This is a genomic window from Streptomyces anthophorae, assembly GCF_049310305.1.
GTDB lineage: Bacteria > Actinomycetota > Actinomycetes > Streptomycetales > Streptomycetaceae > Streptomyces.
Map to the genome: position 1 here is coordinate 8,812,693 of NZ_JBLWQQ010000001.1, position 22,527 is coordinate 8,835,219.

21 protein-coding genes and 2 riboswitches are annotated in these 22,527 nt (G+C 73.0%); of the genes, 10 read left to right on the forward strand and 11 right to left on the reverse strand.

Annotation, left to right across the window (positions count from 1 at the left end):
* Positions 1 to 44 precede the first annotated feature (44 nt).
* Positions 45 to 2,153 (forward strand): PIG-L family deacetylase, encoded by a 2,109-nt coding sequence (locus ACNYS0_RS40220; protein WP_422481434.1) that lies wholly within the window; start codon positions 45 to 47, stop codon positions 2,151 to 2,153.
* A 60-nt stretch (positions 2,154 to 2,213) separates the two neighbouring features.
* On the opposite strand, the gene ACNYS0_RS40225 is transcribed toward ACNYS0_RS40220, so the two are convergent.
* Entirely contained in the window at positions 2,214 to 3,671 is a 1,458-nt protein-coding gene (locus tag ACNYS0_RS40225; protein ID WP_422481436.1) for a sensor histidine kinase, read from the reverse strand.
* Position 3,672: 1 nt separating this feature from the next.
* Positions 3,673 to 4,350, reverse strand: a complete 678-nt coding sequence (locus tag ACNYS0_RS40230; RefSeq protein WP_422482899.1) for a response regulator transcription factor — start codon at positions 4,348 to 4,350, stop codon at positions 3,673 to 3,675.
* 225 nt (positions 4,351 to 4,575) lie between these two features.
* Here ACNYS0_RS40230 and ACNYS0_RS40235 point away from each other — a divergent pair, with 225 nt between their 5' ends.
* Positions 4,576 to 5,874, forward strand: coding sequence for a glycosyltransferase family 4 protein (locus ACNYS0_RS40235; RefSeq protein WP_422481437.1), 1,299 nt, complete (start codon positions 4,576 to 4,578; stop codon positions 5,872 to 5,874).
* A 129-nt stretch (positions 5,875 to 6,003) separates the two neighbouring features.
* Here ACNYS0_RS40235 and ACNYS0_RS40240 read toward each other — a convergent pair whose 3' ends face one another.
* The gene (locus ACNYS0_RS40240; protein ID WP_422481439.1) at positions 6,004 to 7,218 is read right to left on the reverse strand and encodes an alpha/beta hydrolase; all 1,215 of its coding nucleotides are present in this window, start codon (positions 7,216 to 7,218) and stop codon (positions 6,004 to 6,006) included.
* Positions 7,219 to 7,389: 171 nt separating this feature from the next.
* Here ACNYS0_RS40240 and ACNYS0_RS40245 point away from each other — a divergent pair, with 171 nt between their 5' ends.
* Entirely contained in the window at positions 7,390 to 9,141 is a 1,752-nt protein-coding gene (locus ACNYS0_RS40245; protein ID WP_422481440.1) for a phosphatidylglycerol lysyltransferase domain-containing protein, read from the forward strand.
* Between the two features lie 102 nt (positions 9,142 to 9,243).
* Positions 9,244 to 9,762: a DinB family protein gene (locus ACNYS0_RS40250; RefSeq protein ID WP_422481441.1), complete on the forward strand. Its 519-nt coding sequence runs from the start codon at positions 9,244 to 9,246 to the stop codon at positions 9,760 to 9,762.
* A gap of 49 nt (positions 9,763 to 9,811) precedes the next feature.
* Here ACNYS0_RS40250 and ACNYS0_RS40255 read toward each other — a convergent pair whose 3' ends face one another.
* Entirely contained in the window at positions 9,812 to 11,068 is a 1,257-nt protein-coding gene (locus ACNYS0_RS40255) for an amidohydrolase (RefSeq protein WP_422481442.1), read from the reverse strand.
* A 98-nt stretch (positions 11,069 to 11,166) separates the two neighbouring features.
* On the opposite strand from ACNYS0_RS40255, the gene ACNYS0_RS40260 reads away from it, so the two are divergent.
* Complete coding sequence (locus tag ACNYS0_RS40260; protein ID WP_422481443.1) at positions 11,167 to 11,994, forward strand: alpha/beta fold hydrolase; 828 nt, start codon at positions 11,167 to 11,169, stop codon at positions 11,992 to 11,994.
* 14 nt (positions 11,995 to 12,008) lie between these two features.
* Here ACNYS0_RS40260 and ACNYS0_RS40265 read toward each other — a convergent pair whose 3' ends face one another.
* From ACNYS0_RS40265 to ACNYS0_RS40280, 4 genes are all read right to left on the reverse strand, one after another.
* A complete protein-coding gene (locus ACNYS0_RS40265) occupies positions 12,009 to 12,707 on the reverse strand; it encodes a haloacid dehalogenase type II (protein ID WP_422481445.1) in 699 nt (232 codons plus the stop codon).
* A 119-nt stretch (positions 12,708 to 12,826) separates the two neighbouring features.
* Positions 12,827 to 13,621 (reverse strand): ABC transporter ATP-binding protein, encoded by a 795-nt coding sequence (locus ACNYS0_RS40270; protein ID WP_422481447.1) that lies wholly within the window; start codon positions 13,619 to 13,621, stop codon positions 12,827 to 12,829.
* Positions 13,618 to 14,727, reverse strand: a complete 1,110-nt coding sequence (locus tag ACNYS0_RS40275; protein ID WP_422481448.1) for a FecCD family ABC transporter permease — start codon at positions 14,725 to 14,727, stop codon at positions 13,618 to 13,620. Before ACNYS0_RS40275 ends, ACNYS0_RS40270 begins: the two co-directional genes overlap by 4 nt.
* Positions 14,724 to 15,776: an ABC transporter substrate-binding protein gene (locus ACNYS0_RS40280; RefSeq protein WP_422481450.1), complete on the reverse strand. Its 1,053-nt coding sequence runs from the start codon at positions 15,774 to 15,776 to the stop codon at positions 14,724 to 14,726. Before ACNYS0_RS40280 ends, ACNYS0_RS40275 begins: the two co-directional genes overlap by 4 nt.
* Before the next feature lie 30 nt (positions 15,777 to 15,806).
* A riboswitch (cobalamin riboswitch) is annotated at positions 15,807 to 15,946 on the reverse strand.
* A gap of 73 nt (positions 15,947 to 16,019) precedes the next feature.
* Between ACNYS0_RS40280 and ACNYS0_RS40285 the strand changes: the two genes are divergently transcribed.
* The 5 genes from ACNYS0_RS40285 (at position 16,020) to ACNYS0_RS40305 (ending at position 21,015) form a co-directional block, all read left to right on the forward strand.
* Positions 16,020 to 16,757: a hypothetical protein gene (locus ACNYS0_RS40285; RefSeq protein WP_422481452.1), complete on the forward strand. Its 738-nt coding sequence runs from the start codon at positions 16,020 to 16,022 to the stop codon at positions 16,755 to 16,757.
* A gap of 174 nt (positions 16,758 to 16,931) precedes the next feature.
* On the forward strand, positions 16,932 to 18,359 hold the full coding sequence (locus ACNYS0_RS40290; protein ID WP_422481454.1) for a PepSY-associated TM helix domain-containing protein: 1,428 nt from the start codon (positions 16,932 to 16,934) through the stop codon (positions 18,357 to 18,359).
* Between the two features lie 98 nt (positions 18,360 to 18,457).
* Positions 18,458 to 18,580, forward strand: a riboswitch (cobalamin riboswitch).
* Between the two features lie 61 nt (positions 18,581 to 18,641).
* Positions 18,642 to 19,031: a (2Fe-2S) ferredoxin domain-containing protein gene (locus ACNYS0_RS40295; RefSeq protein WP_422481456.1), complete on the forward strand. Its 390-nt coding sequence runs from the start codon at positions 18,642 to 18,644 to the stop codon at positions 19,029 to 19,031.
* Positions 19,028 to 19,705 carry a (2Fe-2S)-binding protein gene (locus ACNYS0_RS40300; RefSeq protein ID WP_422481458.1) on the forward strand — a complete coding sequence of 226 codons (678 nt, stop codon included), beginning with the start codon at positions 19,028 to 19,030 and terminating at the stop codon, positions 19,703 to 19,705. The genes ACNYS0_RS40295 and ACNYS0_RS40300 overlap by 4 nt, the downstream gene beginning before the upstream one ends.
* Before the next feature lie 119 nt (positions 19,706 to 19,824).
* Positions 19,825 to 21,015 carry an amidohydrolase family protein gene (locus ACNYS0_RS40305; RefSeq protein ID WP_422481460.1) on the forward strand — a complete coding sequence of 397 codons (1,191 nt, stop codon included), beginning with the start codon at positions 19,825 to 19,827 and terminating at the stop codon, positions 21,013 to 21,015.
* An 18-nt stretch (positions 21,016 to 21,033) separates the two neighbouring features.
* Here ACNYS0_RS40305 and ACNYS0_RS40310 read toward each other — a convergent pair whose 3' ends face one another.
* The 3 genes from ACNYS0_RS40310 to ACNYS0_RS40320 are packed head-to-tail and all read right to left on the reverse strand — an operon-like array spanning position 21,034 to position 22,373.
* Positions 21,034 to 21,219, reverse strand: coding sequence for a hypothetical protein (locus ACNYS0_RS40310; RefSeq protein WP_422481462.1), 186 nt, complete (start codon positions 21,217 to 21,219; stop codon positions 21,034 to 21,036).
* Complete coding sequence (locus tag ACNYS0_RS40315) at positions 21,216 to 21,509, reverse strand: hypothetical protein (RefSeq protein WP_422481464.1); 294 nt, start codon at positions 21,507 to 21,509, stop codon at positions 21,216 to 21,218. Before ACNYS0_RS40315 ends, ACNYS0_RS40310 begins: the two co-directional genes overlap by 4 nt.
* 48 nt (positions 21,510 to 21,557) lie before the next feature.
* Positions 21,558 to 22,373, reverse strand: a complete 816-nt coding sequence (locus ACNYS0_RS40320) for a haloacid dehalogenase type II (protein ID WP_422481466.1) — start codon at positions 22,371 to 22,373, stop codon at positions 21,558 to 21,560.
* Positions 22,374 to 22,527: the final 154 nt, after the last annotated feature.

The following is a 22,527-nucleotide window of genomic DNA, read 5'->3' on the forward strand; positions in this document are numbered from 1 at the left end:
CGGGCCCATGGGGGGACGCGCCCGGCGGACGAGGGTGTGGGGGCATGGTGGCTCATGAGGCGATGCGGGGTGCGCGGTATGCGGTGACCCGACGGCAGGTGCTCGCGGGCGGCGTCGGCGCCCTCGCGTCCGCTCTGGTCGTCGCGGGCGACTCCAGCGGGCGCGAAGGTGTCGCGCCGGCGCCGGTCCGCGCCGTGAATCCCCGAGCCACCGGCTCCTTCGCGGTGGCGGGCAAGAGCCTGCTGCTCCAGGTCATCGCCCACCCGGACGACGACCTGTTCTTCATGAACCCCCAGTGCCGCCAACTGCTCACCTCCGGGGTGCCGGTGGTCACCGTCGTCGTCACGGCCGGGGACGCCACCGGCCGCAACCGCGTACCTCACGAGCTCACGCCTGTGCTCTCCAACCGGGCGGGGTACTCCGGCGCCCGCCAGCAGGGCATGCGCCAGGCCTACGCCGAAATGCTCGGCCTGGACCGCTTCACCCGCTGGGAACGCTCGGTCCTGCTGCTGCCGCATCGGGTCGCGGCCGAGACGGACGGCCTCGCGGCGGGGGAGCGCCGGGCACGCCTGATCTTCCTCAACATCGCCATGCGGTGCACGGGCGACGTCCGGCTGCCCGAGCTGTGGAACGTTCCGGGCACGGTGATGCGCACCGTGCCGGCGACCGACTCGCTGGTGTCCCGGCCCTGCACGTACCAGCATCAGACCCTGGTCGACGTCCTCGCCCGGCTCATGGACCACTACCGGCCAACCGTCATCCACACCCTGGACCCCGACCCGGACTTCCAGATGCACGACGCCGCCCACCCGAAGGGCAACGACCAGGCGCACTTCTCCGACCACCGCGACCACACCCCCACGGCCCTGTTCACGTGGAAGGCGATGTCCCAGTGGGTGGCCGACACCGACCGGCGCGACGGGCACGCCCCGCGCTTCACGACCACGGCCTTCCGCGGCTACTACAACCAGCGCTGGCCGCACAATCTGCCGCCCGACGTGCTCGCGCGGAAGGTCCGCTACATCGCCGCGTACGGCGGCAGCCCGCGCTGGGCGTGCGAGGATCCGGCCGGCTGCGGCGACTACAGCCAGGGCGGCACCCACGCACTGACCAGCCACAAGGGGTGGGCGCGCAGCACCCATCCGCGCCACCCGGGCGCCTCGCCCGCGCCCACCGTCGACCGCACCGGCCGGATCGTCGCCTACGGCGTGCTGGGCACCCAGGCCGTCCGCTGGCGCGAGACCGTACCCGGCGGCGGACGCTTCGGCGCCCCGGTCAACCTCGGCGGCGGACCGCTGGCGCCGGTCCTGTCCGTCGTGACCGATGCCGAAGGCCGGCACACCGTGTTCGCGCTGCGCTTCTCCGCGCTGGAGGGCCAGGGCCGCGCCGACACCCGGGAGATCGTCGTCCTCGAACAACCCCGCGCGGGCGGCCCGTTCGCCCCGTGGCTCCCTCTCGGTACACCTGACCTCGGCTCCGAGCGGGCACGCCGGGTCGGCTGCCCGGTGGCCGTGGCCGCCCCGGACCGCCGCATCCACCTCTTCGCCCGCACCGCCGCGCAGGGCCTGGCCACGCGCACCCGCGAGCCCTCCGGTGTGTGGGGGCCCTGGCGGCAGTTGGGCGGGCGGCAGGTCCAGGACGGACTGACCGTGATCCTCGACCGGGCGGGACGCGTCCACGTCTACGCCGCGGGCCACGACACCGTGCACCACTGGGCCCAGGACCGTGTCGGCGGCCCGATCGCCCTCCGCCCGCCGACGGCCCTGCCCGCCCCGGACGGGCCGCCCGCCGCCGTCCTCGGCCCGGACGGCCGCATCACGCTGATCTACCGCACCCCGGCCGCTCCCGCACCGCTCGCCTACGACGCCGCCCGCAGCGAAATCGGCGTCCTCCAGCCGCACTTCATCGGCTACGGGGCGCTCGGCGCGGCCCGCACCGCAAGCGCGACACCGGTGCTGCTGGGCCTGACCGACGACGGTGGCGTCCAGATCCAGTACGGAGTGTCGGGGGACACCGCCCCGCTGACCGCGCCGGACCGCCCGGTCCCCGTGGGCGTCCCGTCACTGCTGGCCCGGCGCGGGCACCCCATGTCGGTCGTGGGGATGTCACCCGACGCGACGCCCTGGATCTGGCGGCCGGGCGGCGCGGTGTGACGGGGCGCCACCCAGCGGGGCTGCTCCGGGCACGGGCCAGCCGGTCCCGCGCCCGCGGGCTCAGTCCGACACCGCCTCGCGGGCGGTGAAGCCGATCACCGCGCCGCCGCCGTCCCGCCGGGCCGCGAACGGGACGCCGCCGTGGGCCGCCGCCACCTCGCGCACGATGGACAGCCCGAGCCCCGAGCCGGGGCTGCTGCGGGCGGCCGGAGCCCGGTAGAAGCGGTCGAAGATGCGCTCCGTGTCGACCTCGGCGAGGCCGGGGCCCCGGTCGAGGACCTCCAGGCGGACCCCGGAGCCCGGGATGCGGGTGACGGTGATCTCGATGGGGGCGGTGCCTTCGGCGTCGAACTTGGCGGCGTTCTCCACCAGGTTGGTCAGGGCGCGCTGCAACTGCGCGGGGCGGCCGGTGATCGTCGTGTCCGGGTCCGAGCGGACCGTGATCGTCCGGCCGGTGCGGCGGCGGGCCAGGACGGCGACATCCTCGGCGATCTCGGCGAGCGCCACGTCGGCGGGCGATTCGTCGTCCTGGTGGCCCGCCGCGAGGTTCACCAACTCGTTGACCAGATCGGTCAGTTCGCGGGACTCGTCGCTGAGGTCGGCCACCAGCTCGGCGCGGGACGCGGGCGGCAGCTCGTCGATGCGGCGAAGCAGCGAGATGTTCGTGCGCAGCGAGGTGAGCGGCGTGCGCAGCTCGTGTCCGGCGTCCTGGGCCAGCCGGCGCTGGTCGTCCTTGGAGCGGGCGAGCCGGCCCAGCATCCGGTCGAAGGAACGGCCGAGGCTGCCCACCTCGTCGCGGCCGGCGACCGGGACCGCGACATCCAGCCGCCCGGTCGACGCCACGCGTTCGGCGGTCTCGGCGAGCCGGACGAGGCGCGAGGTGATGCGGCGCGCCAGCCACCAGCCGAACAGGCCCGCGGCGAGAACGACCAGGGCCGCGAACAGCAGCGTGCGCTTCTGAAGCTCCCGCAGCAGGTCCTCGGTGTCGCTGAACTCCTGCGCCACCTGGACCGCGCCGCGCCCGTCGCCGAGGGCCACCGTCGCCATCCGGTACTCGTTGCCGCCGACCGGTACGTCGTGGTCCTCGTCGACGGTGCCCGCGGTGTCCGCGTCGGCGATGCGGCGGGCGTCGGCGTCGACAGGGAGCGGCGGGCTGCCCTTGTCGATCATCGTGCCGCCGGGGCCGAGGACCTGGACGTCGGTGCCGACGGGGCGGGTCAGGTCGTCGCGCGGGCCGTCGTGGTCGGGGTCGCCGGAGGTGAAGTCGTCGGGGGTGAGGGTCTGCTGGCGCACCTGGACGCGCAGGTCGTGCACGACCTCGTCGAAGACGGCCTCCTGATCGACGCGGACGAGCCGGGCGGCGGAGTCGTAGGACAGGACGCCCACCAGCGCGGTGACCCCGGCAGCGACGAGGGCGAACGCTATGGCGAGCGTCGTGCGCAGGCTGCGGGCCCGCCACCGCTTGGGGCGCCTGCCGTCCGGCACGGCTCTCTCCCCGGTGTCTTGGTGATCGCGCATCTCACGTGTCCCGCAGGACGTATCCGACGCCCCGGACGGTGTGAATGAGGGGCGGTCCCTCGGGCTCGTCGACCTTGCGGCGCAGATAGCCCACGTACACCGCGAGGTTCTTCGAGCCGGGGCCGAAGTCGTAGCCCCAGATGCGGTCGTAGATGGTGGTGTGGTCGAGGACGATGCCGCTGTTGCGGGCGAGGAGTTCGAGGAGGTCGAACTCGGTGCGGGTCAGTTCGAGCTCGCGGGTGCCGCGCCAGGCGCGCCGGGCGGCGGGGTCGATGCGCAGGTCGGCGGCGGTGATCTGGTGGTCGTCGGGCTCGTCGGCCGGCGGCGCGGTGCGGCGCAGCAGGGCGCGCAGACGGGCGAAGACCTCCTCGACGTCGAAGGGTTTCGCCACGTAGTCGTCGGCGCCCGCGTCGAGGCCCGCGATCCGGTCGGGGGTCTCGACCAGGGCCGTGAGCATGAGGATCGGGGTGCGGTCTCCCTCGGCGCGCAGGACGCGGCAGACCTGAAGGCCGTCGATGCCCGGCATCATCACGTCCAGGACGAGGATGTCGGGCCGGTGCCGGTGCGCGGCGGCCAGGGCCTCGACACCGTCGGAGACGGCCGTGACGGTGTAGCCCTCCAGGGTCAGGGCGCGCTCCAGCGCGTGCCGGATCGCCCGGTCGTCCTCGGCGAGCAGCACGGTGGGCGCGGGCGTCTCGGGCGGTCGGGCGGCTGGTGAAACGGCTTGTTGCGACACATCACCCAGTCTGCCCCCGCGGCCTGTCCGGATCGACCGCTCGACCGCCGACCGGAGGCCTTCTTACCCGCCTCTCACCGGCGGGCGAGGGGTCCCTTACCCCCGGCCCGCACGCTGTCGGCGACGGTACGGGCCCACACCGTGCGCCCGCCGAGGAAGGCATTGCACATGAAGATCGCGTTCCTGCTGCACAACGCGTACGCCATAGGCGGAACGGTGCGCACCACGCTCAACCTCGCCGCCGCGCTCGTCGAGCACGGCGGCCACGAGGTGGAGATCGTCTCGATGTCCCGGCACCGGGCGAACCCCCGCTTCGCCGTCGACCCGCGGATCACCCTCGTACCGCTGGTGGACACGCGGGCGGACAGCGAGGACACCCGCCTGGCCGCGTACGGCAGCCCTGCGCGGGACTTCCCGGCCGCCGAGAAGCGCCACAAGCAGTACACGCTCCTGCACGACCAGCGGGCACGGGAGTACCTGGAGCAGCACTGCGACGCGGACGTCGTCATCGGCACCCGTCCGGGCATCAACGTGTACCTGTCCCTGTGGGGCCCGAAGCGGGCGCTGCGGATCGCGCAGGAGCACCTGCGCCACGACGCGCACAGCAAGAAGCTGCGGGCCGAGCTGCGCCGGCACTACCGCTCGCTCGACGCGGTGGTGACGATGACGGAGGCGGACGCGCAGGTGTACCGGAAGCGGATGCCGCTGCCCGGTGTCGCCGTCCGCTGCGTGCCGAACATCGTGCCGTCGGTGCCCGTCCCGCACTCGGACGGCACGTCGAAGGTGATCGCGGCGGCGGGCCGGCTCGCGCCGGGCAAGCGCTACGACCTGCTCCTGGAGGCCTTCGCCCAGGTGTCGCGGCGGGCGCCGGGCTGGGAGCTGCGGATCTACGGCGCCGGGGGAGAGGAGCAGCGGCTGCGCGAGCTGGTCGCCGCCCTCGGGCTCGGCGGCCGGGCCCGCCTGATGGGCGCGGTCGCACCGATAGAGCCCGAGTTCGCCCGGGCCTCGCTGGTCGTGAGCGCATCCGACGCGGAGTCGTTCGGGATGACACTGGTGGAGGCCATGCGCTGCGGCATCCCCGTCGTGAGCACGGACGCGCCGCTGGGGCCCGCCGAGATCATCACGGACGGCGTGGACGGTCGGCTCGTGCCCGTCGGGAACGCGCGGGCGCTCGCCGCGGCGATGCTCGACCTGATCGAGGACGAGGCGGGCCGCAAGGAGATGAGCGCGGCCGCCCTCCAGTCGGCGCACCGCTACGACCCCGAGCCGGTCGTGGCCCGCTACGACACCCTCTTCGAGGACCTGCGGGCCTCCCGGCGCGCCCGGGCCTGGCAGCGGTTCAGCGACCGGGCGGCCAACTGGGCGCGCAGGAAGGTCCGTTCGGTACGCGGCGCGCCGCCGGACGTCCCCCTTGGCGGCCGTCGCCCCACCGGCCACCAGAGCGCCGCGCGGCCCCGGCTGCCGTAGCGCTCTTCGAGCCGCTCGCGCCACCGAGCCCGCCCTCCCCCGCGTGCCGGTGGTGCGAGCCTCCGCGGGGCGGGTGGCGGTCCGGCTTGTCGGCGGCGGTCCGCCACCCGCCCCGCACCCATGGCGATGTCAGTGCCCCCGCGCGGCCGCCTGCGCGGAGCCGTGCGGCTTCGAGCGGGGGATGGTGTCCTGCGGGAACGTCAGCTGCCCGCCCAGCCACTCCATCGCCGGGCCGATCTCCCGCCGCCAGGTCGTGAAGTGGTGGCTGCCGCGCGGCAGGACGATGCGCGCCGACGTCATGGGCGGCCGCACGGCCTCGAGGAACGTCATCGTCGGCCCGTAGTCCGGCTCGCCCTGCCGGGAACTCGCGACCAGGACCGACACCCGCGGCACCGGCAGATGCCGCAGCCGCCACACCAGGTCGTGCCCCCGCCGCCTGCGCGCCGCGGCGGGACCGGTGCCGAAGAGACCGCCCGTGGTCAGGTCCTCGCGCACCCGGTAGTCGGCGGACAGCGCGGCCGCCGCCGGATACACCTTCGGTTCGCGGAGGGCGAGTTGGAGTGCGCAGGAGCCACCGGAGGAGTAGCCGAGGGCGCCCCACGCGCTGGGGTCGTGCCCCACCCGGTAGGCCGACTCGACCGCCTCGGGCAGGTCCCGGGTGAAGAACGTCTCGGCCCGCGGACCGCCCGGCACGTCCACGCACTCGGTGTCGCGCGGCGGCGCGATGGTGGGCCGCACCATCACCACCACGGTCGGCTGCATGCGCCCCGACGCCTCCAACCGGGCGGCGGTCTGCGGGACGCGCAGGAATTGGGCGAGGTTCATGATGCCGCCCGGATAGCCGCTGATCGCCACGACGACCGGGAAGCGCTGCCGGTGGTACTGGTGCTGGAAGTACTGCGGCGGCAGATACACGAACGCCGGATTCACGGCATGCGTGCGCCGTCCGACGATGCGCACCGACTCGACCCGCCCCGCCTTCGCGGGCGGCCCCGAGGGCAGCCCCTGCACCTGGTCAAGCCCCTGCGGCCCCGCCGTCCGCACGAGGCCGCCGCGCGACGCGTCCCCGTGGAGCCCGCCGCCCGCGTCCTCGACATGTGCCGGCGTGGTGGGCGGCCGGCCGAGCAGCTCGCCCCAGGAGCCGTAGAAATCGAAGTGCGCGTTCACCGAGACGGCACACGTCGCCAGCAGCGCCAGCTGAGTCACCATGAGGGCTCCGAGCCTGCCGAGCACCGCCACCGGGCCGCGCCGGGCCAGCCGCGGCCAGGCCCGCACCGTGACCCCCACGCACACCAGCGCCAGCAGCGCCGTCGTGTACTCCAGCGCACGGCTCGCAGGGCCCATGGTTCCTCCACCTCTCGCTCTCGCGGCGGGCGCGCGGGTGCCGCCCCCGCGGCAGCCTCCACCGGACAAGAGGCCCGGACGGGGAGCCGGGTTGGCGGCGCCGCGCTTTCTTACCCTTCTCCTCACCAGCCCTTACTCCACTGGTGACCGGCGGCCCTACGCTCAGCGGCCGTGAAGCCACGCCCCGCCGCCATCGCCGGTCACACCTGCCTGCTCATCGGGCTCGTCGACATCGCGACGGCCGTCTCCCCGCACATGCGCGCCAGCCGCATCGAACGCCTCGCGCCCTACGTTCCCGGCCTCACCGAGGACGTGGCACGCGCCGCCGCCCTGGTCTCCGGAGTCCTCCTCGTCCTCCTCGCGCGCGGCCTGCGGCGCGGCAAACGGCGTGCCTGGGAGGCGGCCGTCGCGCTCCTCGCCGTGAGCGCGCTCGTACAGGGCCTGCGCCACCACGCGTTCGTCGCGGCCGCCGTGTCCGCGCTGCTGTGCGCCGGACTCGTCCTGCTGCGGGGCGAGTTCCGGGCCCTGAGCGATCCACGCGGCAGGGCCCGCGCCCTGGGGAACCTGCTGCTGCTCGGCACCATCAGCGTCGGCCTCGGGCTCCTCATCGTCGGGGTGCGCGCCGACCACGAGGCCGGCCAGGGCATCTCCTTCGTCGACCGGATCAAACAGGTCGCGTACGGACTCGTGGGCATGGCGGGCCCGTTGACGTACGACAGCGACCGGATCGGCGACGCCGTGAACATGTCGCTGCTCGCCCTCGGACTGCTCACCGCCTCGACCACGGTCTACCTGGCGCTGCGCCCCGTCCGGCTCGCACCGGACGACAGCGAAGCGCGGGTGCGCGCCCTGCTGGGCCGGGAGGGGCGACGTGACTCGCTCGGCTACTTCGCGCTCCGCGGCGACAAGGCCGTCCTGTTCTCGGCCACGGGGAAGGCGGCCGTCGCCTACCGCATCGTCTCCGGGGTCGCGGTCGTCGGCGGCGACCCCCTCGGTGACCCGGAGGCCTGGCCGGGAGCCATCAAGGAGTTCCTCGACCGGTGCGCGCGGCACGCCTGGACGCCCGCCGTCATGGGATGCAGCGAACTCGGCGCCCAGATCTGGACGCGCGAAGGCGGCCTGAAGGCCCTGGAACTCGGGGACGAGGCGATCGTCGACACCGCCGACTTCAGCCTCTCGGGCCGCGCCATGCGCAACGTGCGCCAGATGGTCAACCGCATTGAGCGCAGCGGCTATTCATGCCGGGTGCGCCGCGTGCGCGACCTCGCCGACGAGGAGAAGCGGCAGCTGCGGGAGGCCGCGGCGGCCTGGCGGGGGAGCGCCACCGAACGCGGGTTCTCCATGGCCCTCGGCCGGTTCGGTGACCCGGACGACAGCGACTGCGTCGTCGTCACCGCCCACCAGGAGGACGCCGACGGCAGCCGGCACGTCCGCGCGCTGCTGCACTTCGTGCCCTGGGGCGAGGACGGCCTCTCCCTCGACCTGATGCGCCGCGACCGCACCGCCGAACCCGGCCTCAACGAACTCCTCATCGTCGCCGCGCTGCGCGCCGCGCCCGGTCTCGGCATCGCCCGTGTCTCGCTCAACTTCGCGGTGTTCCGGGCGGCGTTGGCGCGCGGCGAGCGGATCGGCGCGGGGCCCGTCCTCAAGGGGTGGCGCGCACTGCTCGTGTTCCTGTCGCGCTGGTTCCAGATCGAGTCGCTGTACCGCTTCAACGCCAAGTTCCACCCGCAGTGGCAGCCCCGCTTCGTCGTCTACCCGACCGCCCGTGACCTGCCCCGTATCAGCTGGGCGTGCCTCCAGGCCGAGGCGTTCGTGGTGCTGCCGAGGCCCGCGGAGCGGCTGCGGCAGTGGGCGGTACACCACCGCGCGGCGGAAGAGAGGCTCCTCGGCCGCCGACTGCCGAGGAGCCCCTCTTGGTGACAGCGCCGAAAGTCCGATGCGTGTTACACGCACGTCGGCTTCGATCGCGTCGGCCGAAAACCTGCGGACATCGGGGAAGCGGGCACGCTAGCGTCGCTGCGCATGGCCCCTTCACTTGAACGCCCACCGTTCCAGGCCGACGAGCGCACGGCACTCATCGGATGGCTGGACCTCCAGCGCCAGATCCTGCGATGGAAGTGCGAAGGACTGAGCGACGAGGACGCGCGCCGCAGCGTCGTCCCGACCTCCCCGGCGATGACGATGGCCGGACTCGTCAGCCACATGCGCTGGGTTGAACACTCCTGGCTGGAAGTGCTGTTCCTCGGCGGCGACGAGACGGTGAACCCGTCCTTCGACGAGTCGGACGACGAGGACGCCGACTGGCGCACCGAAGGCATCCCCCTCGAACAACTGCTGATCGACTACGAGTCCCAGTGCGCCCGCAGCAACGAGATCGTGGCCGCGGCCTCCCTCGACGACACCGGCCGACACCCCAAGTACGGCGCCGGCAAGGTCGATCTGCGCTGGATGCTGATCCACCTCATCGAGGAGACCGGCCGGCACGCGGGCCACGCGGACATCGTGCGGGAGCTGATCGACGGGTCGAAGGGCTACTACTGAGGCGTACTGCTGGGGCGTACCACGGGGGCGTACTGCCAAGGCGCACATGTCACGGTGTGCCCAGCCAGGTGAGCGCCGCGACCGTGAGCGCCTCCACACCCGTGCTCAGCGTCGGCTCGATCTCCGGGGCGAAGTGCGGGGAGTGGTTGGCCGGCAGGTCGTCGAGCTTGCCGGCCCCCAGTGCGGCCAGGACGGTGTCGGTGTCGAGGCCGCCCCAGAACCAGAAGACGGTCGGCACCCCGATCGCATCGCCGAACACGCCCACGTCCTCACTGGCGTTGACCGGCGGCATGGGAATGATGCGCTGCTCTCCGAAGTGCCCGGCGAACGCGGCCAGCGTGGTGGCGGTGGCGTCCGGGTCGCTGACCAGGGCGGGAACGCTCCCGGTCCACGTCAGTTCGGGATCGCGCGTGGCACCGCCCGCCGCGGCCTCGGCGCGGACGACGCGTTCGGTCGCCGACCGCAGCAGGTCGCGGGTGGCGGCCGTCGTGGAGCGGATATTGATGCCCAGCTCGGCGTCGTCGGGAATGATGTTGTCCTTGGTGCCGGCCTGCATACGGCCCACCGTCACGACCGCCGTCTCGGACGGTGGCACCTCACGGGCGACGACACCTTGCAGCCGGGTCACCACATGGGCGGCCATCAGTACCGGGTCGATGGCGGCCTCGGGCCGTGAGCCGTGCCCGCCGCGACCGTGCAGGGTGACATCGAGGGAGTCCGATGCGGCCATCACCGGGCCGCTGCCGTGGCCGATGAACCCGGCGGGCAGCGGCCCCACATGCTGGCCCAGCACGACCTCCGGAGTGGGGAAGCGCTCGAACAGCCCGTCGTCCACCATGCCGCGGGCCCCGCACCCGAGTTCCTCCGCGGGCTGGAACACCAGCAGCAGCGTGCCCCGCCACTGCTCGCGCGCCCCGGCCAGCAGGGTCGCCGCCCCGACCAGGCAGGCCGCGTGCATGTCGTGCCCGCACGCGTGCATCACGGGCACGTCCTTGCCCTCGTGGTCCACCGCGCGGGCGACGCTGGCGTAGGGCAGCCCGGTCTTCTCCTCCACCGGCAGCGCGTCGAAGTCGGCGCGCAGCATGACGACAGGTCCTTCGCCGTTGCGCACCACACCGACCACGCCGGTCGTGCCGACACCTTCGACGACCTCGTCGACACCGGCGGCCCGCAGCCGCCGCGCGAGCAGGCCGGCCGACCGGGTCTCTTGGAGTGACAATTCCGGGTGCTCGTGAAGGTCCCGGTAGAGGTCGGCCAGGTCGTCCCGGATTCCGTCAAGGCCTGCGACAACAACCGTGTGTGTCATGATCCAACCTCTCTCCTGCGTATGGTCGGTTCAGTGTCACCCACGAGAGGCGCGAAATTGGGTGGCCCGGTTCCGGCGCGGCGTGCGAGGGTCCGGGCATGCCGAGCGAGTCCGAGTCACCCGAGTCCGTCCTCGGGCGTGTCACATCAGTCGAGTCCACCGACGGGACGGCCATCGCCTACCGTACGTTCGGCTCCGGCCCACCGGTGCTCATGGTTCCCCCGTCAGGCGGTGGGCTGCACTCCTGGCAGCCGGTGGCCGAACGCCTCGCCGACCGCTACGAGCTGTGGCTGCCCGCGCGCCGCGGCTACGCCCCGAGCGGGCCGGCCCGCTCGCCCAAGCGCTTCGCCGACGAGGTGGCGGATCTCGGGTCACTCATCGCCACGATCGGCCGCCCCGTGCACCTGGCCGGCATGTCCTACGGCGCGAACGTCGCCCTGCACGCGGCGGCGGCCGGTCTGCCGGTGCGCTCACTGGTGCTGTGGGAGCCGCCGCTGTACGCGGTGGGCGCCGAACTGGCCCCCGTACTGGAGGAGTTCAAGGAACTGACCGCGAAGGGCGACCGGCGGCGCGCCGACCGGCTGCTGGCGGAGAAGGTGGCCCGCGTCCCGGCGGCGCTCTTGGACCTGATGGATTCCGGTGAGCCCGGCGAGAGCGACCCCGAGGAGGCGCGGGGCTGGTGCCGCGACCTCGAATCGCTGATCGCCGACTCGGCGGACGTGGAGCGCTGGTCCGGCGTCACCGCCCCGACCCTGCTGATGCGGGGCGCCGACACCTGGGACCCGATGCCGTCGACCCTCGACCGCCTCGCGGCCGCGCTGCCCAAGGTCACGTACACGACGTTCCCCGGGCAGATGCATTTCGCGCCCTCACTCGTCCCCGACGCGGTGGCGGCGGAGATCGCCGACTTCTTGCCGCACGCCTGAGGCGACCCTCCCTTTCACGCCCCGATCCGCACTGCGAGGTCCGCCAGTCCGTCGACGTAGAAGTCGAACCGGTCGGAGGCGGCGGGCGGGTCGCCGACAGGTCGGGCGACATAGGCCGTACGCAGACCCACGGCCTGGGCCGCGCGCAGGTCCCAGGCGTGGGCGGCGACCATCAGGAGCCGCTCCGGCGGCCGTCCGGACACGTCGACGGCCAGCCGGTAGACCGCCGGGTCCGGCTTGTACGCCCGGGCGTCCTCGGCGGACAGGGCCTGGTGCCAGCGCAGCCCGGCGTGGGCGTTGAGGCCGAGCAGCGCCGTCCGGCTCGCGTTGGACAGCCCGATCAACGGGTACCGCTCGCCGAGCCGGGCCAGCCCCGCCACCGTGTCCGGCCACGGCGGAAGCCTGCGTCCCGCCAGGGCCAACTCCGTTACGGCGCCCGGATCCCCGACCCCCGCGGCATCGGCGACGAGCCGCGCGGCCTCCAGGTCGATGACGTCGCTTGCGGCGTAGGCCCGGCCATCGTCGAGTACGCGCTGCTGCTCACGCTCGACGTGCTGCTGCCACAGCGCGAGAAGCTTCTCGACGCTGAAGTCGTCCAGGTCCGGCACGAGTTGGCGAATTCCGGAGCGGATCCCGGCGGGCTCGTCGACGAGCGTGCCCAGCACGTCGAACACGAGGGCATCGATCTCTGGCACGGACGTGGGCTCGGTCATGAGATGTCTCCCGGAGGAAGCGGAGGTAGTGGAGGAGGCAGGGGATGCTGGCGGCCATTGATCCAACGCCATCGGCAGCCGCCCGGATTCCCGCATCGCACGGGCCGCCGTAGCGGAAGCTATGGGAAGCTCCCCTCCTCCTCCGGCAGATACGTCACCTGTGGCCGCCGCGTGCGCGGATGCACGGCGACCTCGGCGTTCACCTCGTAGACCTCGGAGAGGAGCCGCGGGGTGAGCACCTCCTCCGGTGGGCCCGACGCGACGACCGACCCTCCCCGCAGGACGTACAGGCGGTCGCAGTAGTGGGCCGCCAGGTTGAGGTCGTGGAGGGCGACCAGGACCGTCGCGGGCAGGCGGCGCAGGGCCGACAGGATCTCCAACTGGTGCCGGATGTCGAGGTGGTTGGTGGGCTCGTCGAGGACCAGGAGGGACGGTTGCTGGGCCAGGGCGCGGGCGATGAGCACGCGCTGGCGTTCGCCGCCGGAGAGGTGGGCGAAGGGCCGGTCGGCGAGGTCGGCGGCATCCACGGAGGTCAGCGACGCCTCGATCAGGGCGGCGTCCTCCGCCGTGTCGCCCGCCAGTAGCCGCTTGTGCGGGGCGCGGCCCATCGCGACCACCTCGCTCACCGTGAGTTCCACGTCGGCCCCCGCGTCCTGCACGGCGGCGGCCACCGTGCGGGCCAGTCGGCGCACCGGCAGCGACCACGCGTCGGCGCCGTCCACGCGCACCGTCCCCGCGTCCGGGCGCAGCACGCGGTAGACGGCCCGCAGCAGCGTGGACTTGCCGCTGCCGTTGGGGCCGACGAGGCCGATGGTCTCGCCCGGGCGGGCGGTCAGCGAGACCTCGTCGACCAGTCGTCGTGCGCCCGCCGTGAGCGTGAGGTTCTCGACATGGAGGTCGGCGGGCTTCGTCATCCGACACCTCCCGTGTTCCGGCGCCGCGCGTCCCGTCGCATCAGCCACAGGAAGAACGGGCCGCCGCACAGCGCCGTGAGCACACCGACCGGGATCTCCATCGGCGCGGCGACCGTGCGCGCCGCGATGTCCGCCCAGACGAGGAACACGGCACCGCCCAGGGAGGCCGTCGGCAGTACCCGCCGGTGGTCGCCGCCGACGAGCAGGCGCACGATGTGCGGCAGCATCAGGCCGACGAAGCCGATCGGCCCGGCCGCCGCGACCAGCACACCCGTGACGAGCGAGACCAGCACGAACATCCGGGCGCGGAAGCGGGCCACGTCCAGGCCCATCGTCGTGGCGGCCTCCTCGCCCGCCAGCAGCAGGTTCAGATTCGGCGCCTGCACCATGAGCACACCGATCCCGAGGAGCAGGCCGAGTCCCGGCAGCCACAGCGAGTTCCAGGACACCCCGCCCAGGCCGCCGAGCGTCCAGGCGAGGACCGTACGTGCCTCGTTGCCGCGATCCGTGGTCAGCAGCAGCAGGTTGAGCAGTGCGCTGAGGATCGACGCGACCGCCACACCCGACAGGATCAGGCGGCCGGACGTGATGCTGCCGCCGGTGCGCGCGGTGGCGTAGACGAGGACGAGGGCGCCGAGCGCGCCCGCGAACGCCGCCGCCGACAGGGACATCGCGCCGAACACACCGACCCCGAACACGAGGACCGCGACCGCGCCGAGCGAGGCACCGGACGAGACACCGAGGAGGTACGGCTCGGCGAGCGGATTGCGCACCAGGGCCTGCAAGGCCGTGCCGACGACCGCGAGTCCTGCGCCGGTCATGGCCCCGAGCAGGACACGTGGTGCCCGCACGTCGAGCACGATCGTCTCCCGCGCCCGCGACCAGTCCGCGGCCCCCCACCAGTCGGCGCCCAGCGCGTGCGTCACGATGCCCCACACCTGACCGGGCGGCACACGTACCGAGCCGATGGCGAGTCCGGCCGTGAGCGAGACGAGGAGCAGCGCGGCGAGCACGACCAGCGTGGCGGTGAGCCGTGCCCCCTGGCCGATGTGCCGCTCCCGCACCCCGGCCGACCTCTGCTTGTCGGCCACCGCGGGCGCCGTCACTTGAAGCTCTCCGGGTGCAGTCCGCGCGCAAGACCCTCCACCGCGTACGCCGACCGGACCCCGACCAGCGTCGCGGTCAACGGCAGCACCACGAACCGCTTGTGCTTGATGGCGGGTACGTCGGCGAGCGCGGGCTGCGCGAGGAGGTACCGCTTGTTCTGCTCGACGCTCTTGTCGCCCGCGTAGTCGTAGATCGCGATCACCTCGGGCTTGCGGTCGACGACCTGTTCCCACGAGACATCGCCGAACACATCGTCGAGATCGGCGAACACATTGCGGCCGCCCGCCCGGTGGATCAGCTGCGTGCCCAGTCCCTTGCCGCCCGCGGTGAAGGCGGACTTGTCGCCGCTGTCGTACACGAACACGGGGACGTCGGGCCTGTCCCGGACGGCGGCGCTCGCCTTCCCGACCCGTCGGCGCAGGTCGGAGACGAGCGCGTCGGCGCGGTCGGAGACCCCGAAGATCTTGCCGATGGTGCGTATCTCGGCGTAGGTGTCCCGCATGGTCACGTTCTTCTCGCCGCAGTACTCGCGATTGAGGTACGTGTCGATGCCCGCGTCGGCGAACGCCGTGCGCGAGCGGCCCTCCTTCTCGTCGAACGCGCTGGAGTAGCCGCCGTAGACGAAGTCGGGTTCGGCTTCGAGGACCTTTTCGAACGAGGGCGCCTTCGCGGCGAGCTCCGGCACCGACGCGTAGTCCTCGCGCAGTCTCGGCAGGACGGCGGAGTCGGGGAACGCCGTGCCGACCATGCGGTCCTTCAGGCCGAGGGAGAGCAGGAGTTCGGCGGGGTGCTGATGGATGCTCACCACGCGGGACGGGGGCCTGTCGTACGTCGTCGTGACGCCGCAGTTGTCGATGGTGACGGGGAAACCCTTGGCGGTCGACGACTGCCGGCCGGTGTCGCCCGCGTGGTCGGATCGGGACGGGCCGCAGCCCGCGGTGAGCAGCGTCGCCGACAGCGCGGCGAGGATGGCCGCGACACGCACGACGGGGCGTCGTCGTACACGGGAGAGGGGAAGGGCATGGGGACGGCAAGGACCGTCGTACACGTGAAGCCTCCTACGGAGTCCGCGCTCCTCGGAATGAGCCCGCGACGGGCCAGTGACCTGACTCCCGGGGCGCGGTGACGCGCGCTGCCCGGTCACAGTGGCGGGACCGTGCCGGATTCGCACCGGCTTCCTGTCTCCCGTCGCGGCGATGACCCCGCGATCCTACGCTGCCGTTACGGTGCGCATACCGGGTTGTGAACCTGCCGGTGCGCACGGGGGTGCGGATGCCAAGATGGGTCGGACATGACCACACGCCGGGACGCTCGCGCTGGACGGGCCGCGCTGTTCGCGGCCGTCTGCGTGCTGCTCACGGCGCTCGCGCACACGCTCATGTCCGGTGACACCGTGCCGTGGTGGGCATGGGCCGCCGGATTCGCGGCCACCGGTGGAGCGGTGTGTGTGACCGCAGGCCGTGAGCGCGGAGTCCTGCCGGTCGTGGGCCTGGCGGTGGCCGCGCAGGCGACGCTGCACCTCTTCTTCTCGTGGGCGCAGGTCATCGCGCACCCGGCCGCGCCGGGCGGTTCCGTCGCCGGGCAGTGGCTGGACCATGTGTTGTGCCGCGCGCCCATGGCGTCAATGGGGTCCATGAAGCCCGGGGGCGACATGCCCATGGGCTCCCTGCCGGCCGACGCGATGGGCGGCATGGACCCGACGGCCCCCGCGGGCGGCATGCACGACATGGCCCATGCCGGTCATGACATGGGCGGCATGTCTCCCACCGGCATGCTCCTGGCCCACCTGCTGGCCGCCGTGCTGAGCGGGCTCTGGCTGGCGTACGGCGAGCAGGCCGCGTTCCGCCTCGCGAGGTGCGTCGTCGGCCGGATCGTGGCTCCTCTGAGGCTCCTGTTCCGGATTCCGGCTCCGCCGCACCGCCCGCGTATCCACGTCCGCAGGACCCGGCGCGACCGCACGCCGCGCGAGCTGCTCCTCGCGGACCCCATCACCTCCAGGGGCCCACCCGCAGGGAACGCTGTCGCCTGACGACAGCCGGTTCACCCGAGGCTGCGCCGCACCCTCGGGCGCCGGCCGTGCGCACGCCCGGAGCGGGCCCGCGCGGCCGAGTCCCCTTGCAACGCACCGGATCCGGATGTGTCCAGGGCCGCCGCGGAGCGGCCCGCGCCCGGACTCCGTGCTGCCCGAACCTGGAGGACCACGTTGTCCCTCACCTCCGAGACGTCAGACACCTCTGACTCCCGCCCGGCAGAAGAAGGCCGGCACGCGCCGCCCGCCGACCGGTCGGCGTGGGCGTCACTTCGCCCGCTGGTGCTTCGACTGCACTTCTACGCCGGGGTGTTCGTCGCCCCGTTCCTGTTCGTCGCCGCGGTCACGGGCCTGCTCTACGCGGGCTCGTTCCAGGCCGAGAAGCTCGTGTACGCCCATGAGTTGAACGTCCCCGTGGGCACGTCCGAGCTGCCCATCGCCGAACAGGTCGCCGCCGCCCGCAAGGCCCATCCGGACGGAGACATCAGCGCCGTGCGGCCCTCGCCCGAGGCGGGCGCGACGACACGCGTCATGCTCTCCGGCGTCGCGGGCGTCGACGCCGACCACACGCTCGCGGTGTTCGTGGACCCGTACAACGGAGAGGTCCGCGGCGCCCTGGAACAGTACGGGTCGACCGGCGCGCTGCCCCTGCGCACCTGGATCGACGAGCTCCACCGCGACCTGCACCTCGGCCAAGTGGGCCGTCTCTACAGCGAGTTCGCGGCCAGCTGGATGTGGGTGATCGCGGGCGGCGGCCTCGTCCTCTGGTTCGGTCGGCGCCGCTCCCGTCGGGCAATCCGCGGGACGACCGGCCGCAGGCGCACCCTGTCGCTGCACGGGTCGGTGGGTGTCTGGGCGGCGCTCGGACTCTTCTTCCTGTCGGCGACGGGCCTGACCTGGTCGACGTACGCGGGCGCGAGCATCACCGATCTGCGTGCCGCGCTCGGCCAGACCACACCGACGGTCTCCGCGTCCGCGGCCCCGGCCTCCGGTGGTGAACACGCAGGGCACGGCATGGGCGGATCGGGTGCCCCGGCAGGTGACGGCGGCGTCGGCCTGAACGCGGTGCTGGAGGCGGCCCGCGCCGAAGGCCTCTCGAACCCGGTGGAGATCGTCCCGCCCGCCGACACCTCCTCGGCGTACACCGTGCAGCAGATCCAGCGGAGTTGGCCGGAGAAGCAGGACGCCGTCGCGGTCGACCCGGCGAGCGGTCAGGTCACGGACGTGGTGCGGTTCGCCGATTATCCGGTGCTCGCCAAGCTGTCCCGCTGGGGCATCGACCTGCACACCGGCAACCTGTTCGGGCTCGTGAACCAGATCGCCCTCGCCGCTCTCGCCCTGGCGGTGGTGCTCCTCATCGTGTGGGGGTACCGGATGTGGTGGCAGCGCGGGCGCGGTTCCGCCTTCGGGCGGCCGGTTCCGCGCGGGGCCTGGCAGCAGGTGCCGCCGTACGTCGTGGTGCCGGCGATGGTGGTGATCGCCGTGCTGGGCTACTTCGTGCCGCTGCTCGGCCTGCCGCTCGCGGCGTTCATGCTCTGCGACATCGTGCTCGGCGAGATCGCGTACAGGCGGGGCAGGCGCACGGACGCGCCCGTCGCCTGATGTAGACCGGTGGGTGCCCCGCCCCTGGTGCCGGAGTTGCCGACATCAGGGGCGGGGCCGGATGGCATGATGGCCGGGAACACGGGCGACGGCGGCCCGAGGAAACCGGTGCGAATCCGGTGCGGTACCGCCACTGTGATCGGCGAGCGGATCCCGGGAGGCCACTGCCCCGCGAGGGCGGGAAGGCCGGGACGAGCACGGACCCGAGAGCCAGGAGACTCACGTCGTCGCCCCCTCGAAGCGATCCGGGGCGGAACTCCCCGGCCAGAGGGAGGATGCTCCATGCCCCGACGACGACGCGCCGAAGTGCCGGCACCCGCGGCGGGCCGGGCGGTTCCGTGCCGCCTGGTCGTGTGCCGCGACTGCTGCTGCGGCACCGTCAAGGTCAGCGGCGACCACGCGGCACAGACGGCGCGGTTGCGGGAGATCGCCCCGCTGCGGATCTCCGAGTGCCTCGACGTCTGCGAACAGGCCAACGTCATCGTCGTACAGCCCTCCGCCGCCGGGCGTGCGGCCGGAGCGCGGCCGGTGTGGCTCGGCCTGGTCAACGACCGTGACGCCACCGAGGACATCGCGGAGTGGGTGCGGGCCGGCGGACCGGGAGTGGCACCGTGCCCGGAGATCCTGGAGTTCTACGTGATCAAGCCGCCGCGCCGGGCCTCGATCTCATGACCGCGGTGCCGTCGGAACAGGTCGCCGGGGCGCTGGACGACGTGGCAGCACGGCTCGGCGGCTTCTTCGCCCTCGACACGACGCCGGCGAGACAACCGGCCGGCACACCGCTCGTGCTCGCCGGCCTCGCCGAACGCGCCCAGGCCGTCAACGACCACTACGACACCGCCGCCGAACCCCGTATCGGCGCCTCCATCGCCCACTTGGGCCTCGCGGCACGCCTGTGGTCACCGGTCCTCGCCTGCGCGCTCGTCCACGGGATCGTGCCGACCATGAGCACGGTGGAGTGGTCGGGGGAGGGCTCGGCCCTCCGCCTGCCCGGACCCGAGGGACACCGCGCACCGGAGCCCCCGGCACTCGCCGACGCGGTGTACGCGGAGGTCGACCAGGTGCTGGAGCAGGTCGAGAGCGGCCTCACCATCAAGGTGGCGCCGCGCCTGCTGGCGGGCAACTCCGCCTCGGCGCTCGTCGGATCGGCGGCGCAACTGCTGCGGATCCGGCCGGACCTGCGTCCCGAACTCACGGGTCTGACAGGCGAGTTGCTGGAGACGGGCAGGCTGCGGGGAACGGGCCGGATCACCGGCCCGGGGCCGACGTTCCGCCGCCGCAGCTGCTGTCTCTTCTACCGGGCCCCGAACGGCGGCAAGTGCGGAGACTGCTGTCTGGCGGGATGACGACGACACGGTGGGGGAGGGGGCCGAATTGGCGCGTACAACCAGGAACTGCCCGCTCTTTCTGATGTCCTGCATGGCGACAGCCGTCGTTCTTCGCATGCGAGAGAGAGCCGCGATTCATGTTGATCACCGCCGCGCGTGTCCTGGCCGGACCTGATCGTCACGTCGTCGCCGACGGGGCGGTCCTCGTACGCGAGGGCGTTCTCGCCGCCGTCGGCCCGCGCGAAGAGGTCGAGCGCCGGGCGCGGCCCGACGAGCCGCGGCTCGACTTCCCGGCCGGGACGGTCCTCCCGGGCCTGATCGACGCCCACGTGCACCTCTGCTTCGACGCGGGATCGGACCCCGTGTCCACGCTCCAGGAACAGGACGACGAGGCGCTGTTCACCGAGATGGCGGTCCGGGCACGGCAGCTATTGGCCGTCGGCGTCACGACGGCCCGCGACCTCGGCGACCGCAACGGCCTCGCGGTGCGACTCGCGCAGCACATCGCACAGGGTTCGGCTGCCGGACCGCGGGTGGCCTCCGCGACGACACCCGTCACTCCGCCCGGCGGTCACTGCTGGTTCCTCGGCGGCGAGGCCTGCGGCCCCGACGAGGTCCGTCGGCTGGTGCGGGGCAACGCCGAGTCCGGCGCCCGGGTCATCAAGGTGATGGCGACCGGTGGCGGGCTCACCAAGGGTGGGGCCGCGAGCTGGGAGTCCCAGTTCTCCGAGGAGGAGCTGGCGGCGCTCGTCGACGAGGCGCACCGCGCGGGACTGCCGGTCGCCGCGCACGCGCACGGCGCGGACGGCATCACCGCCGCGGTCGCGGCGGGCGTCGACACCATCGAGCACTGCACGTGGATGACGGCCGACGGATTCGAGGTCCGCGAGGACGTGCTCGATCAGATCGTCCAGCAGAACATCTACGTCTGCCCCACGGTCAGCCCGAACTGGCGGATGCTGCCGAAGTTCTTCGGCGCAGAACGCGCCGAGGCCATGTTCGACGTGATCCGACGGATGGCGGAGGCCGGGGCCCGGCTGATCGCGGGCACCGACGCGGGCGTCCAGCGCGCCGGGTTCGACGGCCTGCCCGCCGCCCTCACGTTCTACGAGCACCTGGGCCTGCCCAACGACCGCGTCCTCGGGATGGCGACGACGGAGGCCGCTCTCGCGCTGGGCCTCGACGAGACCACCGGCCAACTCACCCCCGGCTACAGCGCGGACGTCCTGGTGGTGGACGGCGACCCGCTCGCGGATCTGGGCGCGCTGCGGTCGGTCGAGACCGTGATCGCGGCGGGCAAGCGGTACGAGGCGGGTACCAACACGTAGGAGAGGAAGGGGAGTTGTTCAGCTCCCCGCGCACGGGTTCTCGCCCTCGGCCAGTGGCCGGGTGTCGGCCGCGAGACAGGAGGAGTACACGCGGGAGGGCGTGGGGTGCGGCTCCGGTTCCGATGTCGCGGCCATGGTGATGGTCAACCCGGCAGCGACAGCGACCAGCACGGCGAAGCCGACAAGCCACACGGCGCGCGTCACCAGTCACCGCCGAAGTGATCGCTGAGCGCATCGTGGCAATCGTCCTCATCGGCGCTCCACATGTGCGAGAAGGCCACCACTCCGTCCCGCTTCCCGTCCCCTTCGTCCTTGGCCAACTGCTTCTCGACGGAGGCGATCAGCTCGGCGCACCGGGCACTGACCGGCTCCTCGGGCTGCGGGTCGGGCTTCGAGGAGGTGTTCAACGCGCAGGTGGCGGCGAGCCCGGCCGCGCACACCCCCGCCCATGTGGCAATCCAGGCGCGACGCCCGGTCGGTATCGGTCTTGGCACCCCGGCATCCTACGAGCTGGCTCCGTGCGGTTGCCGTGGAACCGAAGTTCACCCCGCAGGCGGCGCGAGGTGCCGGTCCGCGGTCCAGGGCCGGTCACCCATGAGCGTCGCCAACTGGACCAGATCTCCCGCCACCAGGTCCCAGTCCCCGTCGGGTGCCAGGTCCTTCGCCTGCGCGGGCCCGTACTCGGTGGGCCGCGCGATGAACGCGGTCCGAAGGCCCGCGTCCCGAGCGGCCCGCAGGTCTTCGTTGTGTGCCGCGGCGAGCATGACCTGTTCCGGACGGAGCCCGAGGAACGAGGCCGCCCGCTCGTAGGCCTCTCGCTGCGGTTTGTACGCGCGGGTGACGTCGGAGGCGACGATCACGTCCCAGGGGAGGCCCGCGTGTTTGGCCAGGCGGGTCAGGAGCGCGAGGTTGCCGTTGGACAGTGCTCCGACCGTGACGCCGCGGGCGAGTTGCGCCAGGCCAGGTGCCGAATCCGGCCAGGCGGGCAGCCGGTGCCACGCCTCGTTGAGCCACCTCAGCCCGACCTCGTCGAAGGCGGCGGGGTCAACTCCGTGCTCGGCGAGCACGATCCGCAGGTTCTCCGCGTGGAGGACGTCGAGCGGGGTGAAGTCCCGTTCGCCGGTGCGTACGGGTTCCATCGCCGGCTGGTAGAGCTCCCGCCAGCGCATGGCGAACGCCGTCCCGTCGAGCGCCAGCCCGTGACGTGCGGCGAAGTCGTCGACGGCGGCCGCGACCCCGGTCCGCCAGTCGACGACCGTGCCGAAGGTGTCGAACAGCACGGCCTCGACCTGTCGGAGTTGCCCCTCCACTGGAATCGACCCTTCGTAGGCGGCGCGGACGGCCGCGCGCGGCGGCACGAAAGATCAGGATGCTCTCCGGGTGCGGGCACGGTAAAGGCACACGTCGCGCGAGTGGCGCGAACCGTGGCACCCCGACGGCCCCGCCCGCGAGCGGCGCCTCCGTCGAACCCTTGCCCGCGGACCGGCCCGTATGCAATCTTGAAGTCATCCA

Coding starts and splice junctions, on each gene's coding strand:
- ACNYS0_RS40225 (WP_422481436.1), bottom strand. CDS start 3,671: ATGCGCGATCACCAAGACACCGGGGAGAGAGCCGTGCCGGACGGCAGG.
- ACNYS0_RS40250 (WP_422481441.1), top strand. CDS start 9,244: ATGGCCCCTTCACTTGAACGCCCACCGTTCCAGGCCGACGAGCGCACG.
- ACNYS0_RS40295 (WP_422481456.1), top strand. CDS start 18,642: ATGCCCCGACGACGACGCGCCGAAGTGCCGGCACCCGCGGCGGGCCGG.
- ACNYS0_RS40285 (WP_422481452.1), top strand. CDS start 16,020: ATGACCACACGCCGGGACGCTCGCGCTGGACGGGCCGCGCTGTTCGCG.
- ACNYS0_RS40235 (WP_422481437.1), top strand. CDS start 4,576: ATGAAGATCGCGTTCCTGCTGCACAACGCGTACGCCATAGGCGGAACG.
- ACNYS0_RS40260 (WP_422481443.1), top strand. CDS start 11,167: ATGCCGAGCGAGTCCGAGTCACCCGAGTCCGTCCTCGGGCGTGTCACA.
- ACNYS0_RS40255 (WP_422481442.1), bottom strand. CDS start 11,068: ATGACACACACGGTTGTTGTCGCAGGCCTTGACGGAATCCGGGACGAC.
- ACNYS0_RS40220 (WP_422481434.1), top strand. CDS start 45: ATGGTGGCTCATGAGGCGATGCGGGGTGCGCGGTATGCGGTGACCCGA.
- ACNYS0_RS40300 (WP_422481458.1), top strand. CDS start 19,028: ATGACCGCGGTGCCGTCGGAACAGGTCGCCGGGGCGCTGGACGACGTG.
- ACNYS0_RS40270 (WP_422481447.1), bottom strand. CDS start 13,621: ATGACGAAGCCCGCCGACCTCCATGTCGAGAACCTCACGCTCACGGCG.
- ACNYS0_RS40265 (WP_422481445.1), bottom strand. CDS start 12,707: ATGACCGAGCCCACGTCCGTGCCAGAGATCGATGCCCTCGTGTTCGAC.
- ACNYS0_RS40305 (WP_422481460.1), top strand. CDS start 19,825: ATGTTGATCACCGCCGCGCGTGTCCTGGCCGGACCTGATCGTCACGTC.
- ACNYS0_RS40240 (WP_422481439.1), bottom strand. CDS start 7,218: ATGGGCCCTGCGAGCCGTGCGCTGGAGTACACGACGGCGCTGCTGGCG.